This window comes from Kineosporia corallincola (assembly GCF_018499875.1).
Lineage (GTDB): Bacteria > Actinomycetota > Actinomycetes > Actinomycetales > Kineosporiaceae > Kineosporia > Kineosporia corallincola.
Genome location: NZ_JAHBAY010000011.1, coordinates 273,974 through 292,584 on the forward strand (window position 1 = coordinate 273,974; position 18,611 = coordinate 292,584).

At 71.5% G+C, this 18,611-nt stretch carries 1 protein-coding gene; it reads left to right on the forward strand.

Annotation, left to right across the window (positions count from 1 at the left end; all coding sequences use genetic code 11):
• Positions 1-264: 264 nt before the first annotated feature.
• Positions 265-18,611 (forward strand): hypothetical protein (locus tag KIH74_RS25425; RefSeq protein WP_214158741.1); only part of this gene is annotated, 18,347 nt, incomplete at its 3' end.

The window sequence follows — 18,611 nt, forward strand, 5'->3', positions numbered from 1 at the left end:
CTCACTGCGCCGGGTACGGGATGGTGTTGGACCCGGGTACGGGGTGGCATACACGGTTCGACCTGCGCGGGGTCCCTGTCAACGGGGCGGGTAACGAAGGGCAGAGGTCGGTGAACTTCCGTACTCCTGGGCCCTGTGAGCTGGATCGGTGACTGCTACCGAAGCACTCTCGTTTGCTGGTGCCTTGGATTTGTCGGCGGACAAGGCATCTCGGGTCGAAACGGCCCGTCCCTGAACCCGTCCCGCCGGCCAAGGAGAGTTTCAGTGGCTCGTCCCGGCGACTGGTCCCCCCTGGGTATGGACGGCGACCCGGTTCCTGGGGACGCCGAGGCCGTCGACGCGATCGTCGACTACCTGAAGCTGGTGCAGACGGCGGCGTCCGACGCCGACTCCGGCATCCAGCAGATCATGAACGGGACCGGTGACGGGGCATTCGTCGGCAAGACGGCCGACTGGCTGCGCGACGAGATCGAGAGCAAGACCAAGACCTTCCTGTCCGCGGTGGCGGACGCGTTCGAGACCGCCACCCCGGCCATGTCCACCTATGCCCAGAAGCTGCGCGACGCCCAGGCGGCGGCGGACAGCGCGCTGTCCCAGGCGCAGGGTCTGGGCGAGGACGACGAGGACCAGAAGAACACCCTGAAGTCGATGGCGGAGAGCGCCAGGGCCGACCTGGAGGCGGCCGCGTCGGCGGCGGCCGCGGCGGTCGACTCGGCCGCGCACGCCACGAACCCGTGGGCGAAGTCGGCCTGCGAGGAGTTCTGGGACGCGTTCTTCTGGATCCTGCTGGTCATCACGGTGATCGCGATCATCTTCGGCGGGGCGTGGGGCCTGATCGCCTTCGCCGGCGCGGTGATCTGGGCGATCAAGTCGATCGTCGACTACGCCACCGGTCACGGCAGCGTGCTCGAGCTGGTGCTGGGCATCGTCGGCGCGCTGTTCCCGACCACCAAGGGTCTCGCGCAGCTGATGAAGGGGTTCGGCGGCGCCGCGAAGAACATCATCAAAGCCGGGGTCCAGGGTCTGAAGAACCTTGCGACGAATACCTGGAACATGATGAAGAACCTGACCCTGGGCACGTTCGTCAAGGGCATCGGTGACATCGGCTCGGCGATCGTGAACGCGGTCAAGGTCGGCTCCATCTGGGTGGTCAACGGCGTCGCCGGCGCCGGTGCCTTCGCCCACGGCTTCACCTCTCTCAGCGGCACGAGCCTCACGGCCTGGTCCAAGACCGCGATCTCGACCATCGTCGGGATGGGCAAGAGCGGCCTCACCGCGATCGACAAGGCCGTCACCACGGCCTTCAAGTCCTCGTTCCAGTTCCTCGGCGACCACCTCGGCGGCTGGCAGTGGCTGCGCATCTTCCTGCCGGTGGCCGCGGACGAGATCCGCGTGCTCGGTCTGGGCGGCGCCACGAAGCTCAGCATCCTCGGGCGCGGCCTGGGCATCGAGAGTCAGCTCAACGGCGCGGTCCTCACCAAGATGGCCGGCCTGGTGCAGCTCACCGACGGTGTCATGAAGGTGACCGGCATCGGCAAGAACGGTGCCCTGGACGCGTTCGGCAAGCCCGGCATCATCGTCTCGCAGATGACCGGCGGCGAGCTCAGCGCCCTGGACCAGTTCTCCAAGGCGATCGTCGACATCCCGCAGATCTCCTCGGCCGACCTGCTGAAGAACTTCGGCGTCAAGGGCCTCGGCGAGCTGAACTCGGCCCTGGGCAAGCTCGACCCCTCGGCCGGGAAGTTCGCGCTCGACAACATCACCGGCACCGACTGGCAGTTCCACAGCCTGACCGAGTCGGTCACCGAGACGCCCGGCGGCCTGGTCCTGCCGAAGACCGCGTTCTCCGCGGTCGGCAGCGGCGCCGGCGGCCTCGGTCACTCGGCCGGCGGCATCGACCTGTCCGGCGCGACCCTGAACAGCGCGGGCCGGATCTCCGGCCTCGACGGCATCTCGATGGCCGGCGGCAACATCGCCTCCAACCTGGGCAGCATCGCCGACCTGGGCAAGATCGTGATGCCGGCCCGGTTCGACGCCGGTGGCCTCTCCTCGGGTTTCTCCGGGGTCAGCCACCTGGACTCGGTCAGCCGGATCAGCAACCTGCACAGCTCGCTGAACTTCGGCGAGGTCGGCTCCGGCGCCCGGGTCACCAACGGCAGCATCGACATCTCCGTCGGCAACATGCGGCTGACCGACGGCGTCAACAGCATCTCGTTCAACGACCTGCGGCTCGGCAACGGCAGCACCTCGTTCACGCTGGACGGTGCGAAGTTCACCGACGGCGTGGCCTCGATCGGCACGAACAACCTGCGGGTCGACAACATCCAGGTGTCCACCAACCTGGGCAGGCTCGACGTCCCGGGGGTCGGCACCGGTGTCGGCAAGGTCGACGTCCCCAGTGTCGGAACCGGTGTCGGAACGGGTGTCGGCAAGCTGGACGTCCCGGGTGTCGGAACGGGTGTCGGCAAGCTGGACGTCCCGGGCACCGGCACCGGTGTCGGCAAGCTCGACGTCCCCGGTACCGGCGCGGGTGCCGGCAAGGTCGACGTCGACGTGCCGACCGTCAATTCCGGTGCCTCGCACCTGGACTCGCCGGTCGTCGGGAACGCGAACATCCAGGCGCCGGGCGCGAACGCCGGCTCGGGCATCCGGATCACCGACGGCGCCGGCAGTGTCGACGTCAACAAGGTGGTCGTCACCGACGGCACCGGCAGGATCGGGCTCAACGAGGCGCGTTTCACCAACTCCTCCGGCTCGGTCCAGCTGGACATGAACAACCTGAAGCTGACCGACGGTGTCAACACCATCGACCTCGGCGGCAACCTGCGGCTGATCGACAGCGCCGGTGGCACCGACGCGATCGGCGGCGTCAACGGCCTGGCCGAGCACATCCTCTCCGGCTCCGGCGGCATCAACGGCCTGAAGCTGGACGGCACCGGCGGCGCCGCCCTCCAGAACCTCAGCAAGATGATCAGCCAGGGCGCGGACGGCTCGACCTCGATCGACCTGTCCGGCCTGACCAAGGGCCTGAGCGACGCCGGCGTCGGCGGTGCCGCCTCCGGCACCCGGGGCCTGATCGACTTCAACTCGATCGGCAAGATCGACAACGTCGGTATGAGCACGGCCCTGGACGATTTCGCCTCTCCCGAGCTGAAGAAGCTCATGGAGGGCGAGTTCAAGATCCACCAGCTGAACGACGACAGCATCAAGCTGGAGCTGTACCGCGACCCGGCCGACATGATCCGGGAGAAGTTCGGCAACGGCGGCGTCGAGGGGCTGGACGCCGGTCCGCTGGCGGGAAGCGCCCTGCCGCCGTCGGTGGGCAGCATGCACGCCCCGCACGTCGACGCCCCCGCGGTACGGGCGGACGCCCCGGGCCTCGGCGGTGCCGGTCGCGGCGCCGACATCGGCGCACCTTCGACCACCCCGCGCACCGACAAGTTCCTCGAGCTGCTCCACGAGGGCCCGGCCCGGACCCCGCAGATCGACCACGTCGGCGACCTGCCGAAGGGCTCCACGGCCTCGATCGAGCACATCGACGGGTCCTCGGCCCGTCTGGCCGACGACCTGGACTCGGGGGTCACCACCCCGGACTCGGCCAGTGCCCACAGCACGGACGTCGACAGCGTCGGCTCCACCCTCGGCGACGTCCGCCCGGACCTGGCCGGTGGCGAGGTCCCGACGCCGCGCACCACGGAGACCGGCGACGTGCCGATGGCCATGACCCGGGACGGCAGCGTCGTCGACCCGTCAGTGCACCCGTCGGTCAGCGACGGCTCCACCACGGTCGTCGGCTCGGGCTCCACCGTGCGCACGGTCAGCGACCTGCCGGTCGACACCGCCGGTGTGAACGCCCAGGTGGACCGGCTCTGGCACACCGCGAGCGAGAGCGAGGCGGTCGCCAACTTCCACATCGCCCAGGGCCTGGTGCACCACGCCCAGGAGTCGCTGAAGATCGGCAAGGCCACCGAGGGCATCACGAAGTTCGAGCTCCGCAAGCTGGAGAACGAGCTCAACATCGCCAGGACGGTGATCCTGCGCCGGGCCGAGGCCCAGCTCGACAACCTCGGCCTGGACAAGGCCGCGGTCAACCAGAAGATGCTCGACCTGGAGGCCTCGGACGCGAAGTTCGGCGCCAGCCGGGCCGAGCTGGACAACCTCTACGGCGAGCGGATCAGCAAGCTCACCCAGGAACTCGCCGACAACCCGCTGGCCGGCGGGAAGATCAGTGGGCAGGCGCTGGCGCACGGCGGCGAGCTGGACCCGATCAAGGCGCTGAAGGTCACGCCGGACGAGTGGACCTCGATCGAGCGGGCCGCGGCCGACCTCAAGCTCAACCCCTCGGCCTTCAACGAGCGCACGCTCCAGGTCACCCTGGACTCGCTCGGCGTGGACCGCCGGGCCTTCGACGAGTTCAGCAAGAACAGCGAAATGGGGCCCTCGGCCTCGCAGATCGCGCAGTACCGGGACTCCAGCAACTGGCTGCTCGGCCGTGGCGACACGCACACCGACGCGCAGATCCGCGACATCCTCACCAGCGACCCCGAGGCGCTGGCGCTGCGTGAGGCGTTCGCCCACGACGACATGGTCCGCGGGATCTTCGACGGCGTGTTCGCCGAGCACGTCGCCCGCCTCGAGCCGTACCTCTCGGTGAACGAGCTGCGGGCGCTCCAGCAGCTCGGCCAGGAACGGCTGGACTTCGCGAAGTGGTCGGCCGACCCGTTCCGCACCGGTGACGGCCCGGTCGGGGCCGGCGCCGAGGACCTCCAGAAGATCTTCCGCGACCACGACAGCGCGGTCTCGCTGAAGGACAAGGACCCGGAGACCGCGGGCCTGGACAGCCTCGGTGACCGGGCCACGCCGCCGCCCGGCGAGATCTCGCTGAGCGGTATCAGCAAGGTCTGGAACGACTACCTCGACGCGGTCCGCACCACCTACCAGGACCTGCGCAACTCCAGCCCGGACGACTTCGAGCTGGACCAGGCCTTCACCCGTCGCCTCGAAGAACTCGGCGACGGGCTGAAGGAGGCCTTCGGCCGGGAGGCCCGCTACGAGCGGGACGTGCTGATCCCCGGTCTGGACCGGTTCGACAGCACGGTCGCCGACCTGCACCTGGGCAAGGGCTACGACCCGGACGCGCTCGGTGGCGGCATCGAGCGGGCCCGGCAGGCGTTCGCCGGTGACATGCGGGGCAAGTTCAACCAGATCTCCCGCGATCTGGAGACCTCGTTCGACGCGGAGATCAGCTTCGAGAACGCCGCCCGGGTGGGCGACAGCGTCGTCACCGACGCCCGGATCGAGCGGCTCGACCAGGCCTTCGCCCCGGGCGGCGACAGCGGCTGGGGCAAGGCGCTGGACGACATCTCCGACGGCGTGGGCGACCGGCTGCGGTTCGAGATCGAGGGAAACACCGCGCTGGAGGCCGGTGGTCGCGACTTCGAGGCGATCGCCTCGAACAGCGCGCTGCCGGAGAAGCAGCTGGACGCGATCGCCGCGGACTACCGCGAGGACCTCGCGATCGCCTACCACGACGCGTACGGTGCCAGTGGTAGCGCCCGCAACTGGCTCGACCACGAGGCCGGCAGCGGCAACGTCTTCGGCGACGGCCGGGACGCTTTCGGCAAGCAGGTGCTCACGGCGTCCGACGCGGCCTACGACCACTCGGTCTGGGCGCAGCAGGTGATGCGGAACTTCGACAGCCTGATCAACGGCAACCGGTCCGCAACCGCGGTGGACGATGTGGTCGCGGGCGCGGGCGACGTCGCCGGGGTGCGCGGGGCCGGTGACGGTGTGCAGGTGCAGGCCCTGGCCGACCTTCCGGCGCGCGGCGATCTCGGAACTCCTTCCGGTACCAGGGGGCTCGGGGACGACGTCACGGTCCGTGGCTCCGGTGAAGCGGTTTCGGTGCGCGGTGACGTGGACAGCGTCTCGGTACGTGGTGACGTGGACGGTGTGTCGGCGCACGCGGACGTGGACGGTGTGTCGGCGCACGTCGACGTGGACGGGGTCTCCGGTTCCGCTTCCGACCTGGCCGGTGCCGACGTGCCGAAGGTGGAGGACTCCGTCCTCGGCGACGGGGTGCCGGTCCAGCAGGTCGTCACACCGCCCCGGATCGCCCCGGTCGAGTCGCCGAAGCTGTTCCCCAGCAAGGACTTCCTGTACAACAACCCGGCCGACGCGATCAGTCACGACGTCCAGATCCTCGAGCAGCGGTTCGCGGGCGCCGAGGTGCCGCAGGCACTGACCGACCGGATGCTGGCGAACTTCAGCGAGCAGGCCAATCACCTGGCCGAGGCCTACCGGGCCAAGGCTCCGGTGATGACCGCCCAGAGCGCCGCGGTGCACCTGGGCATGGACTACGGCAAGCTGGTCCAGGCCCAGCAGTCCTGGCTGAATCTGCATGTCTCGGTGGAGAACTTCGGCGCCCGGCTGGAGCAGCGGGTACTGGGCGAGATCAATGCCGCCGACGTGGACCACCTCAGCCCCGGCGAGCGCGTGCAGGTGCCGACCGCCGCCGGGATCGAGGCGATGCAGGCCGGGCAGCAGGGGCTCGCGCAGGTACTGAAGGACTTCTCGAACAGCCCGGGCGAGATGACCTTCCGGGTGCGCGACGCCCAGATGCAGATGCTCGACCTCTCCCGCGGCGTGATCAACGACATGCGGGCGAAGATCGCCGGACCGGCCGCACCCGAGCTGAAGTCGTCCACCTGGTACAGCCTTCCGAGGATCACCGACCAGGCCGGCTTCGCCGCGCAGGCGGACGTCCGGGTCGACCAGGCGGCCCAGCACTTCGCCGGGATGCTGGAGCGGGCCGGGATCCCGGCCGAGTTCAGCGGCCGGGCGATCGAGAACTTCCGGAACGCCGCCGACGAGATCGTCGCGCCGCTGCGGGGCGAGGGTGTGGACTCCTCCACGGTCGTCGCGGCGGCCCAGCAGTTCGAGAAGCTCAACCAGCACACCTACACCTGGGCGCTGGCCCAGGAGAAGATCGGCAACTGGTCGCAGGCGATGAACGCCTCGGTGGAGAAGCGGATCTCGGCCCTGGGCCCGGACACCGCTCCCTACCGGCAGCAGTTGTTCGACACCGCCGCGGCGGACGCCGGCAGCGCGATCCGGCAGGCCGTGGACGAGGCCGGCGCGCACCTGGGCCTGCCCACCGACACCCTGGGCACGCCCAGGGCCGCTTACGAGGAGCTGCTGGCCGGCGCCACCGCCAAGATCGACGCCTCCCGCACCGAACTGCTCGAGCAGATCAGGCAGGCCTTCACCCGGGCCGACGTGCGAGCGATGAACCCGGGCGAGGTGGGGCGCGCGGTCCTGGACGGCGAGACCAACTGGGGCCAGTCGATGATCGACAGCCTCTTCACCTCGCCTGCGCTCCAGCGCCTGGAGATCGTCACCGAGCGCACGGAGACCGGCCTGGTCGAGACGGTCGTGCGCCCACGGGCCCTCGACGACGTGGACGTGCCGGCGGCGAGCCCGTTCCAGCCGACCACCGAGAACCTGATGACCCTGACGGTGGCCCCGGCGCAGGACGGCCGGATCCCCTCGCTCAGCGACATCACCGACCTGGTCGAGGCGCTGCCGGTGGCGCTGCGCCCGACCGATTTCAAGGTCGCGGCACAGCTGCCGTTCACCGCCGACGATCTGCACCTGATCCTGGAGACCGGGCCGTTCGCACCGGATCTCGTCGCCGCCGCCGCGGCGCGGGCGGCCGCGGACACCGGCTTCGTCTACGAGGTGAGCGAGACCAACCTGCTCGGCGACGGCGGTCTGGGCTCGCCGGCGCCCCACCTCCCGGGCGACCTGAGGATCGCCGAGGGTCTCGGCGAGGGCCTGGGGCTGCCGGCCGGGGTCACCCTGGACCGCAGCGCTGCCGCCACGATCGATGGCCTGAGTGGCTCTCTGGCAGGAGTTTTCGCCGCGCGGGCGAGCGCGCTGGCCGACTGTGTGATCGCGCTGGAGACGCTGAACCGGGCAATCACCGGGGTGCGCTTCGGGGCCGCGACCGTCGACGACGCGCTCACCCCGCAGGCCCGCCTGGCCCAGCAGATCGGCGCCGGCGGCTGGGCGCGGGTCGGCAACTCGTGGGACCCGGTGCTCCGGGCGGTCGCCTCCGGTCCGCACCTGACCACGGCCTACGTGTACGCGGCGCCGCCGAATGCGCCGATGCACGCGCTGGCGGCGATCAACTGGCACGGCGAGACGTACTGGGTGGATCTCCAGGCGGCGGGTGTGGATCGTCCGGTGGTGACCGATGCGTCGTCGGCGCCGATGCCGGCGGTGGATGCCCATGCGCTGGTGCAGTTGCCGGACGGTTCGCCGGCGCAGTTGACCACCGCGACCACCGCGACGTCCACCGTTGACGCTCTGGTCGACCCGGCACTGACCACGGTGCCCCGGATGACCCAGGGCGGCCCGGCCTACGAGATGAAGCCGCTGGCCAGGTCGCAGCGGCGGGCCGCCGCGTCGGCGGCGACCCCGCGCCCCGACGCGGCATCGCTGGACCGGGTGCAGGAGGTCACGCTCGCCCTGCTGCCCGACAGCGGCGCGCGGGACTGGGGCCGCACGCTCCAGACCGTACGTACCCGGATCGACGTCGCGTTCGCCCAGGCCGATCACCGGGTCACCGGAGCCGTGGTCGCGGCCGCGGGCACCGCCGTGGACCAGGTCCGGGCTCTGCCGGAGGTCTCGGCGGACCAGATCGACGTTCTCGACGGCTACGTCACGACCCTGCTGAACGCCTACCGCAACGCGGCCGAGCAGAGCGCCCGGGACCTGATCACCCGGCTGGGCGACGTTGCCCGGGTGCCGGGGCAGAGCATCGTCACCGACATCCGGCCGGTGCTGCCGGCCTACACGCACGACGGTGCGCTGGGCAGCGGGAAGATCCTCAAGACCGGCAACTTCACCTCTGCCTTCGACGTGGTCGCGGGGATCAACGGGGTGCTCGGCACGGCGCTGCCGCCCTCGCACGTGGTGCAGCTGGAGACCGTACTGCGCGACGGCGCGATCGGTCTGTCCGACGCCACCCGGATGATGAACGGCGGTCTGCCGCTGAAGGATTCGGTCGCTGTCGGGGAGCGGCGGTACGAGATCCGGCTCGGCCTCGACCTCCAGGGCGGTCTGCCGCTGAGCGCCGACCCGGACGCCGCGGACCTGATCGAGTACGACGTGCGCTACCAGACCCAGCAGGTGGACACCAGCGCCGGCTCCACCTCGCAGCGCGCGGGCACCGGCGCGTTGACCGACGCGATCGCGCTGGGCACCGACGTGGCCCTGCGCAGCACCGGGGTGCCGCTCAGCACCAAGGCCAACGAGCAGCGCACCACCGAGCCGGTCAACGGCACCGGCACCGAGTGGTCGCGCAACGTCAAGGGCATGATCGGCACCACCGAGTTCGTCGCCGCGGCCCGGCTGACGGTCTCGCTCACCGACCTCGGCAGCGGCCTGCCCGCCGCCGTCCACCCGGTCGGCCAGGGCCGGGTCTGGGCCCGGTTCTACAACGAGGCCGTGCGGATGACGCCGGCCGTCGATTCCTCGGACGTGGCGGGCAAGGGCAAGGCGCCGGTCCACGTGTCGGTCCCGACGCCGCTCGTGGCGCACCCGGTGATCGCGGTCCCCGCAACCATGTTCGACACCGGAACCCGGGTGGTCTCGCCGCTGCTCGACGTGTTCCACGCGGCCGAGGCGATCGACGCCGGGGAACTGCCCTCGCTGGTGCGCTCGCGGCTCGGCGCGGAGCTGGACGAGACCAGCACCGGGCTGGTGAACGAGTTCTTCGGCAGCGAGAACCTGCTGCTGAACGTCGGTTTCATCGTCGGCGGCAAGATGATCTCGTCGGTGCTGCCGGTGCACGGTGGTACCGCACTGATCGTGACCGCCGGGGTCAGCTCGGTGCAGCAGGTCGACACGGTGGCGAAGACCACCCTGCGCCAGGATTCCGGATCGTCGGTGAAACAGGAGACCAAGCGCGGACTCTCGACCACCGCGGACGTCGGCGTGGGCTGGCAGGGCACCTCGCAGCTGGGCAAGGCCGCCGAGAAACTGACCGGGCTGGGCACGTACAGCTCGGTGACCGTCTCGCTGAGCGGCGGCATCGGCCGGACGAAACCGCTGACCGTCGCGTCGGGCAACAACGCGGGCACCAAGTCGGTGCTGGAGTACACCGGCCCGGCCCGCCTCTACCTGGTCCGGATGGCGGCCCGGGTGGATCTCGACTTCGAGCAGACGGCTCGGGAGAAGACCGACCGGCACATCGATTTCGGCCGTCCGGTCGAGGCCGAGATCGTGCAGCACGTCTGGGTGCCGGAAGACGAGGCGGCGGACTTCGAGCGCCTGGTGGCCGCGCCGCGCGAGGGCGTCACCAGCACGCCCGACGTCCCGGCGATCACCGTCACCGAGCCCGGGGCGGCCTCCGCCGAAATCGCCGGTGGGCAGTCCCTGGTCAACCGGATCCACAACGCCCAGGCCCGGATCATCGACAGCGAGGGCGAGATCCGTTACCTGCCAGCGGGTCTGGTCACCGGTCAGTCCTCGGCGGGGGCCGGCGTGGACCGGATCCCGGGGGCGGAGAAGATCCTCGACGAGATCGAGCGCCAGGTCGAGCTCGCCCACCCGGGCGTGCTGGCGAAGGCCGGCGTCGACGGCCGGACCGCGTTCCGGCGTCAGCTGAACACACCGTTCTCGACGCCCGGCGTGCTGACCCGCTTCGGGCGGGCCCAGGCCACCCGGATCGCGCTCCAGGGCACGATCGGCGGTCACGACGTGCGGGTCGTCGTCCAGGCGGACGACCTGCGCTTCGAGTACGCGAGACTCCAGTCCGACGAGCACAACGGCACCGTCGACATCTCGAACAAGAACTCCCAGAAGCTCGACCTCAAGCAGACCTTCGGAATGGTCAGCCGGGGTGGCGTGGACGTGCCGTTCCTGGCGCCGCCGAACCATGCCAAGGGCGTGCTGCGGGCCTTCAACCCGGTGGGTGGCGGCAGCGGCTCGCAGACCCACCAGATGGCCGCCACCGGCGGTCAGGCGGTCAAGAGCAACAGCCGGTTCAAGTCCTCCAAGGACAAGATCCAGTTCCTCACCTTCAGCGCCGATTTCAAGGTCGGCGTGACCTTCGGCGGCGCGGTCCCGACCGGGGCCGGGCTGCTCGACCTGCCCGCGAACGCGGTCACCCTGCCCGGTGAGGTGCGGTTCGCGATCGCCGAGAGCCTGCTGCCCCGGACCCGGGTGGAGCACCCGCAGACCCTGGGCCGGGCGGTCACCGGCCTGAGTGACGCCGACGTGGCCGCGTTCAAGGCCACAGCCGTCCGCTTCGGCGGCCTGAGCAGCCAGGTGATCCCGGTCGGCCTGCTCGGCCTGCGGGAGCTGGAGAAGGCGGTCCTGAGCAACCTCGGCGACACCGGAACCGTGGCCCAGCGGCGGCAGTTCGCCGAGAGCGGGGTCGCGCCGGAGTCGCTGCTGGGCAACCTGGAGCTGCTGCTCGACGGGACCGGTCTGCCGCTGGCCGAGCTGATCGACGTGGGCCTGGTCTGGGACACGCACAGCACCGGCCGGGTCAAGGTCTGGTTCTCGCAGCCGAAGGCCGTGCTGGAGACCAGCGCGGGCGCGGCCGACAACGTGAACGAGTCCAGCGTCCGGCTGGACTTCCAGGACAAGTACGCCCGCTCGGGCGAGGGTTCGGCCGGTCTCGGCCTGACCCTGCGCAAGGCTCCGCCGGAGAGCAGCCCGGTCTCGAACGTCACGATCGCCCCGAGCTACCAGTACCGCCGCGGCGGCCGGGCGGAGTGGTCGCGCAGCGACAACATCGGTGGCGGTGTCCGGCGTACCGGCCGCGACCAGGACCTGCACACGCTGTACCAGTCCGACATGCTGGTCGAGATCACCGGCTGGCGGTGGGTGCAGGCCGTCGGCAGCATGCGCCTGGTCGAGGTGACCACCCACGTCAAGATCGAGCGGGGGGCGCAGTACCTGCTCGGCGCGATGAACGCCAGGGCGCTGGGCCTGCCCGGTCTGAACCCGCCCGAGGTCGACGTCGAGGTCGTCGAGGTCAAGGCCGAGACGTCGAAAACCGCCGAACCCAAGTTGCTTCCGGCGTCCTTCGTCAACGACGGCCACATCTTCGGCCTGTCCGAGACGGCTGCCCTGTCCGATCCGGGCGCGGTGCTGGCCGAGACCAAGGAGCTGCTGGCCCGTTTCGTGCCGGGCTACCGCGACGCCGGCTGGCGCGAGGTCCCGACCGGCACCACCGTCTCGCTCGACGCCGCCCTCCAGGGCCGGTCGCTGCGGGCGCGGCTGGGCACGGCCCACGGCGCCGGCATCGTCCTGGTGCTGCCGCGTGACCTGCCCGGTCTGCCCTACCGGCAGCTGGTCCAGGTCAAGGTCACGATGACCCAGGGCCCGGCCACGGCCGGCGGCCAGGAGGTCAACGTCGGCCTCGACAACTTCATGCAGAGCTCCGCCCGCCAGGACGCCGGCTCCGGCAGCGGGGTCTCGCGATCCCACGCGGGCGGCATCACCACCGGGTACACCACCGGCAAGTCGCACCGGCCCGGTTTCGGCTTCAGCGGTGGCTACGCGCCCGAGGCCGGCACGTCGCTGACCGAGACCGCGAGCAAGAAGCAGAACTTCCGGATCAAGCCGAAGAACAAGAAGTCGCTGGAGACCCAGCACCCGGTCGTGTTCCGGGTGGAGGTCAGCGTCGCCTACGAGCCGTCGCAGTTCCTCGACGCGGCCAGCTTCGGTCAGGCCTGGCTGACCAGCCCGGCCTGGACCTACGTCAGCACCGTCCCGAGCACGCTCACCCTGCGCACGCCGATGGACCTGGCGGTGACCGGCTCGGGCAGCGGGCACGTGGCGCGCGCGCCCCGGATCTCCTCCGGCCCGCACACCCCGGTCGACCTGCGCGGGCAGATCCCCGAGCAGACCTGGCTGGCCGGCTCGAAGTTCCTGCCGGCCCACTTCCAGGCCCTGCTCAGCGGCGAGACCGCCGGCAGCGCAGCCGCTTTCCGGGCCGTCCCGCCGGGCAGCCCGGTGCAGCAGCGACTGCACCTGCTGGCCAGCGAGGAGGGGGCCTCGGCGAGCGCCCCGAAGATGTACACGGCCGGCGGGCTGACCGTGCCCGGCACCCCGGAGCGCGGCTGGTTCACCGACACCGTGCACCACCTGAACCTGAAGCTGGGGCTGGGCGACCTGGTCGTGCTGAACCCGGTCGACACCACGACCGGCGGGTTCACACCGATCCGGATCGGGACCGAGCACACCACCGAGACCGGCCGGGAGGCCGAGCAGGGCTTCAGCCTGGAGAAGTCGATCGGCCAGGGCGGGGTGTTCCAGTACATCTACACCGAGCTCGCCAAGGGTGCGAACGAGGACAACATCCGCCTCGGCGACGCGCACTCGGCGGGCACCGCGCCGCAGGCCGGGCGGGCGAACGTGCATGCCAAGGGCCAGAGCGCCAATGCCGGGCGGGTCACCGAGGAGACCAGCGAGCTCGACATCCAGGGCTTCCTGTTCCGGGCCACCGCGATCCACGACAGCACGCGGCTGAGCTCCAGCCGGAGGCTGACGAACCAGGGCGACCGGATCCCGACCGGTTCCTCCCGCCTGACCGTGGCCAACGGTGCCTACGTGCTGTTCAGCGAGGCCCAGGCGGTGGAGATCGGCCTGGTCCGGGTCGAGACGGTGGGCGAGGCGAAGGTCTACCGGCTCGGTCCGAACGCCCGCACCGAGGCGCCCGCCACCTGGTCCGGGCTGGTCGCCGACACCCGGTCCGGGATCTCGCTGGACGGCTCGGCGGACTCGGCCCGGCTGGGCGACGCGATGCCCGCCGTCCCGGGCTGGATGACGGTCACCGGCAGCTTCGACAGCGGGACCCAGACGGTCCGGATCGGTTCCGCCACGGCCGGACGCGACCTGGACGCCACGGAGTTCGCCACCTGGCTGTCCGAGCAGCCGAACTGGGGTGGACGCTCGCTGGTGCTGGCCATCGACGGCATCGGCTCGACCGCCGGCCGGACCGAGCAGCAGACCTTCCCCTTCCTGGTGCGGGATCGCCTCGGCGTCGAGGTGCTGGCCCCGACCGGCGACGTCAGCCTGCTGCCGGTCCCCCCGTCCGAGATCGTCGAGAGCGGGCCGCAGGCCACGCTGCGTGTGCTCGCCCCGATGGTGGAGGCCGCGTCCGGCCTGGGGGCGGTCCGGGCGGGCGGGGAGCCCGTGCCGGTGAGCGCCGTGCGGCCGCAGGCCCCGACGTTCGCCTGGTTCGCGGCCGAGCACGGGGTCAGCTCGCGGGACGTCGGGCCGGACCTGGTCGAGGCGCTCGGCACGATGGGCGCCCCGCCGGCGGCGGGCCAGGAACTGAACTGGCTGTCCGCCCGCTACCAGCCCGAGCGCGAAGAGGTCTTCGTGATCGGTGACGACGAGGACCTGGCCGAGCCGGAGTTCACCGGCCCGAAGATCAAGCTGCCCGAGACGGTTCCGGACGCCCTGACCTCGCACGGGATGCGGCCGGTGGACGAGGCCGCGGTGTCGCTGGTGCGGGCCGAGGCCAACCTCCAGCTGGCCCGCCTGGTCCGCGAGGGCACCCCGCCGGTGCTGCGTGACGCCCAGGTCGAGCGCCTGATGGAACGGGTCCGTGAGGCCGGGGCGGTGGTGCGCACCGTGCACGACCTGGCCTGGGAGGTGCTCAAGCAGCACCTGGGCGACCTGCGGATGCTCGGCGGGGCGCGGCCGTTCCGGAACCTGGACGTGCCGTTCTTCGGCGAGAGCCCGGCGGGCCCCAGCAACTACATCGTGTCCAGCGACTACGACAGTTCCAGCGACGTCGCTGGTCCCAGCTACGACGCCGACTCCAGCTACGACGTCGGCTCCAGTGACTACGACGAGTCGGGCAGTGTGGGCGGGAGTCTGACCGGGGCCGATCGCACCCCGACGCAGCCCCGGTTCGGTTTCTCCGCCCCGTTCGGCGAGGACCTGGACTTCTACAGCCGCGAGATCGACGAGGGGGCAGCCACCGTGCTGCCCGGCGCCCTGGCCCCGGCCGGGACCGTCCCGCTGGAGATATCGGCGCTGGCAGCGGGTTTCGTCGCCGGGAACGGGCGGCTGGACTGGTCGCTGTACCAGGAGATGCACGCCGCGGTCGTCGACCGGGTCGGTGGGACATCGCAGATCTCCGACGGTTTCAGCCGGCGCCCGCTGGGCGCGGCCGAGCCCGCGGCCGACCTGTTCGCCGAGAGGATCGGCGGGCGGAAGCTGATCGGCACGGTCGCGGAGGTGCTGGACGGCGTCCGCCCGGTGACCTTCCTCGACACCTTCAGCCGTAGCGCCGACCCGCTGGTCACGGTCGGCTACGGAAAGGACGAGGCAGCCGCGATCTTCGACCGGATCCTGCTCGAGCACCGGGTGCTGCTGGACGAGTCCGGGTCGCACCTCGACCTGGCCCGGGCCAGCGCCCGCACGGTGCGGGCACTTCAGGTCTCGCAGCTGTTCACCGGCCCGAACAGCGAGCTGAACGTCGGCGTGGTGCTGCCGTTCCTCCTGTCGCGCAGCGGTTTCGAGATCGTCGACCTGAGCCGGCTGCGCGACGCCTTCAACGGGCAGACGACGCTGGACGACCTCACCGCCCGGATCCTGGCCGGCGTGCGGATGCCGGAACCGGTTGCGACGACGACGGTCCTCACGTCGTCCACCATTGAGACGACGGACCTCGCCGCGACGCTCGACATCCGGATCACGCCGGCCGCGGACGACTCCGGCCGCCTGGGCATCCAGGCGCCGTCGGCGCCGTCGGCGGCCTTGGTCGCCGCCCTGTCCGAACACCTCTCCCAGGGAGGGGGTTTCCGGCTCGACGGAACCGGTCTGGACCACGCCTCCGCGGCCCGGCTGGCCGGCGAGGCGCCCATCGACCTGCTGTACCGGCCCGACCCGCAGGCGAGTCAGTGGCACCGGGTGGTCAGCGCGGCAGCCGGTGACTTCACCGGTGTCGTGCGGCAGGGGCCGGTCACCCTGGTCGACGGCCAGGCGTGGTGGAAAGACGCTCCGGTGGAAGAGATCCCGGTCAGTGACGCACAGGCGCTCATCGACCTGGTCAACCGCGGCCTGCACGAGATGGGTGTGCGCTGGACCACCGCCCCCCAGTTCGACGTGTTCCGGGTGGACGGCCCGCCCGCCGGCAGCCGCGACCTGACCGACGTGTTCCGCGGCGACCTGGTCGAGGCCGGCAAGCGCTGGCAGCTCCAGGTGATGCGCACCCTGTGGGACGCGGCGCAGCGCGGGACCGGGCAGGAGACCGGGTTCACGCTGCCGGTGCGCCGGGGCCCGAACTTCGAGGACACGATCAGCGTCCGGATCACCCCGGTCTCCCAGTGGTTCGTGGCCGAACTGACGCTGGAGAGCGTGCCGGTGCGGGGCGCGGGCGACTTCGCGCTGACCACCGGCGACCGCCGGACCTGGACCGGGATGGACCCGCGCGCCGAGCAGGAGGACCTGTGGGCGCTGGAGCCCTCGGTCCGGGAGAACCTCCAGGCGCACGACATCAGCCTGCTCGACCTGCGCCGCGACCACCTGGCCGGTGACTTCCCGGTCAGCTTCCGGGACTTCGTCGGTCGTCTGACCACGCGCCTGGCCGACATCGACACCCGGGCGATGACCGAGATCCGGGCTCAGGACGGCCTTCTCGCCCGCTGGAACGCCCAGGCCGAGGGCATGGCGAACCCGTTCACCCGGGACGCCGAGGGGCAGATCTACGCGCGCAACGGCCGGGACGAGCTGGTCCCGGTGACCGGCCCGCTGGTGGACCTCCTCGACGAGGTGCCGGGCCTGCTGGCCAGCGCCTTCCGGATGGGCCTGACGGACCGGCAGATCTACCACCGGCTCAACCTGCTCAGCCACACCCAGGGCGATGCGACCCTGGCCGAGGCGGTCCGGGTGCTGGTCGAGGAGCGGCAGGACGCGCCGCCGCGCTACCACACGATGGTCTGGCACGACGTGGCCGCCGGCCGGCCGATGCCGACCCTGGCCGAGGTGCTGCCGTCGGGCGTGATCGACCGCGCCGTCCGCTCCGGGATGACCACCGACCACCTGGACCAGTTGCTCCAGGTGGCGCACGCGACCAACGGGCTGGGCGACTTCCCGCGCTGGATCACCGAGATCGTCGACGGGCGGCTGCGTGAGCAGGAGCAGCGCCCGCCGAGCCCGGCCCTGACCGAGCCGGTGGCGGACGTCGCCCCGGCCGGCCCGCAGCTGGAGCAGGTGCTGGACCCGCACTGGATCCAGCGCGGCCTGGAGGCCGGGCTGCCGCTGGAGACGATGCACGCCGAGGCCGTGGCCGCCGGGCGGGTCGCCGAGTTCACCGCCGAGGTCTTCCGCGGCATCCAGGAGTTCGACGCCGCCGTGGCGCGCGAGGCCCAGGCGGTCTGGGACAACCACCCGGCACCCGAGCTGGAGCAGGGACTGGAGCCGGTCTTCGGCCGGATGGCCGCCGACGCCGACGGCCTGCGGGCGGAGCGGGTCGCCCGGAGCCTGGCCCGGGAACTCGGTCTGGTGACGCGGCGTCCTCTGCCGTCGGTCACCGACCCCGCCACCCGGATCGCCGGCTCCCTGGGCCTCACCGCGGACGCCTTCGCCGGGATCGAGGGAGAACTCTCCCTCGGGGAGCTGGGCCGGGCCCTGTCCGACCTGGGCCAGGGCAGCCTGGCCTGGATCGTCACCCCGGGACAGGTCACCACGCTGTGGGGCCGCACCGGCCACGAGCCGCTCTGGTGGAACCCGCAGGCCCCGGTCGGGCAGCGGATGCGCCCGCTCTCGCAGCACGCCCCGATCCACGACGACAGCCAGGTCATGCTGGCCCGGCCGGACGGCTCGATCGTGTCGGCCGACGAGGTGCGGGGCCGGTTCACGCCGATCACCGCGGACCTGCTGCGCGCCGAACTCGCCCGCGGGATCAACGGCGGCACCAACTCGGTCTGGTGGCAGGGTCAGGTGGCGGTGGCGGTCGAAACCCTCAGCGCGAACCAGGCTCTCGGCGGCGACCGGGCGGCGCTGGTCGCCGAGGCCCGGCAGCTCGCGACCACCTCCGTCGGCCGGGCCTCCGGCGATCGTGACGGTCTGACGGGCGATTTCAGCCCGCGCAAGGCGCAGCTCCAGAGCCAGGTCGTGCCGGTCCTGGCGGCGGCGACGGTCTCGGCCGCACCGGCCCAGGGCCGGATCACCCACACGCTGACCGGCGAGATCCAGCGTCTGTCCCGGGATCTGGTGCGCGCGCTGGGCCTGCACTCCTCGGCCGACGCTCGGGCCGGCTCCGTGAACGCCGGCGCTTCGGTGAGCTCGCCGGCCGACAGCCGTCAGGTCGGCTCGACCCTGTTGTCGCACGATGCGCTGGTGCGGCGGGCGGACGCGATCGTGGCGCGGGCACAGGCGGACGCCGGGGTGGTCGAGTGCCTGGTCGTGCTGGAGGCGCTGAGCGCCTCGCTGTACCCGCACGGTGTCGCCGGGTCCGGCACGGCCGACGACCTGGCGCTGGCCGGTGCTGCGGCCCGGTCGCGGTTCGGGGCGGGCCCGGGGTGGGTCGCGGCCGGGTCGTGGGACGCGGTGGAGCAGCGGCTGGTCGAAGT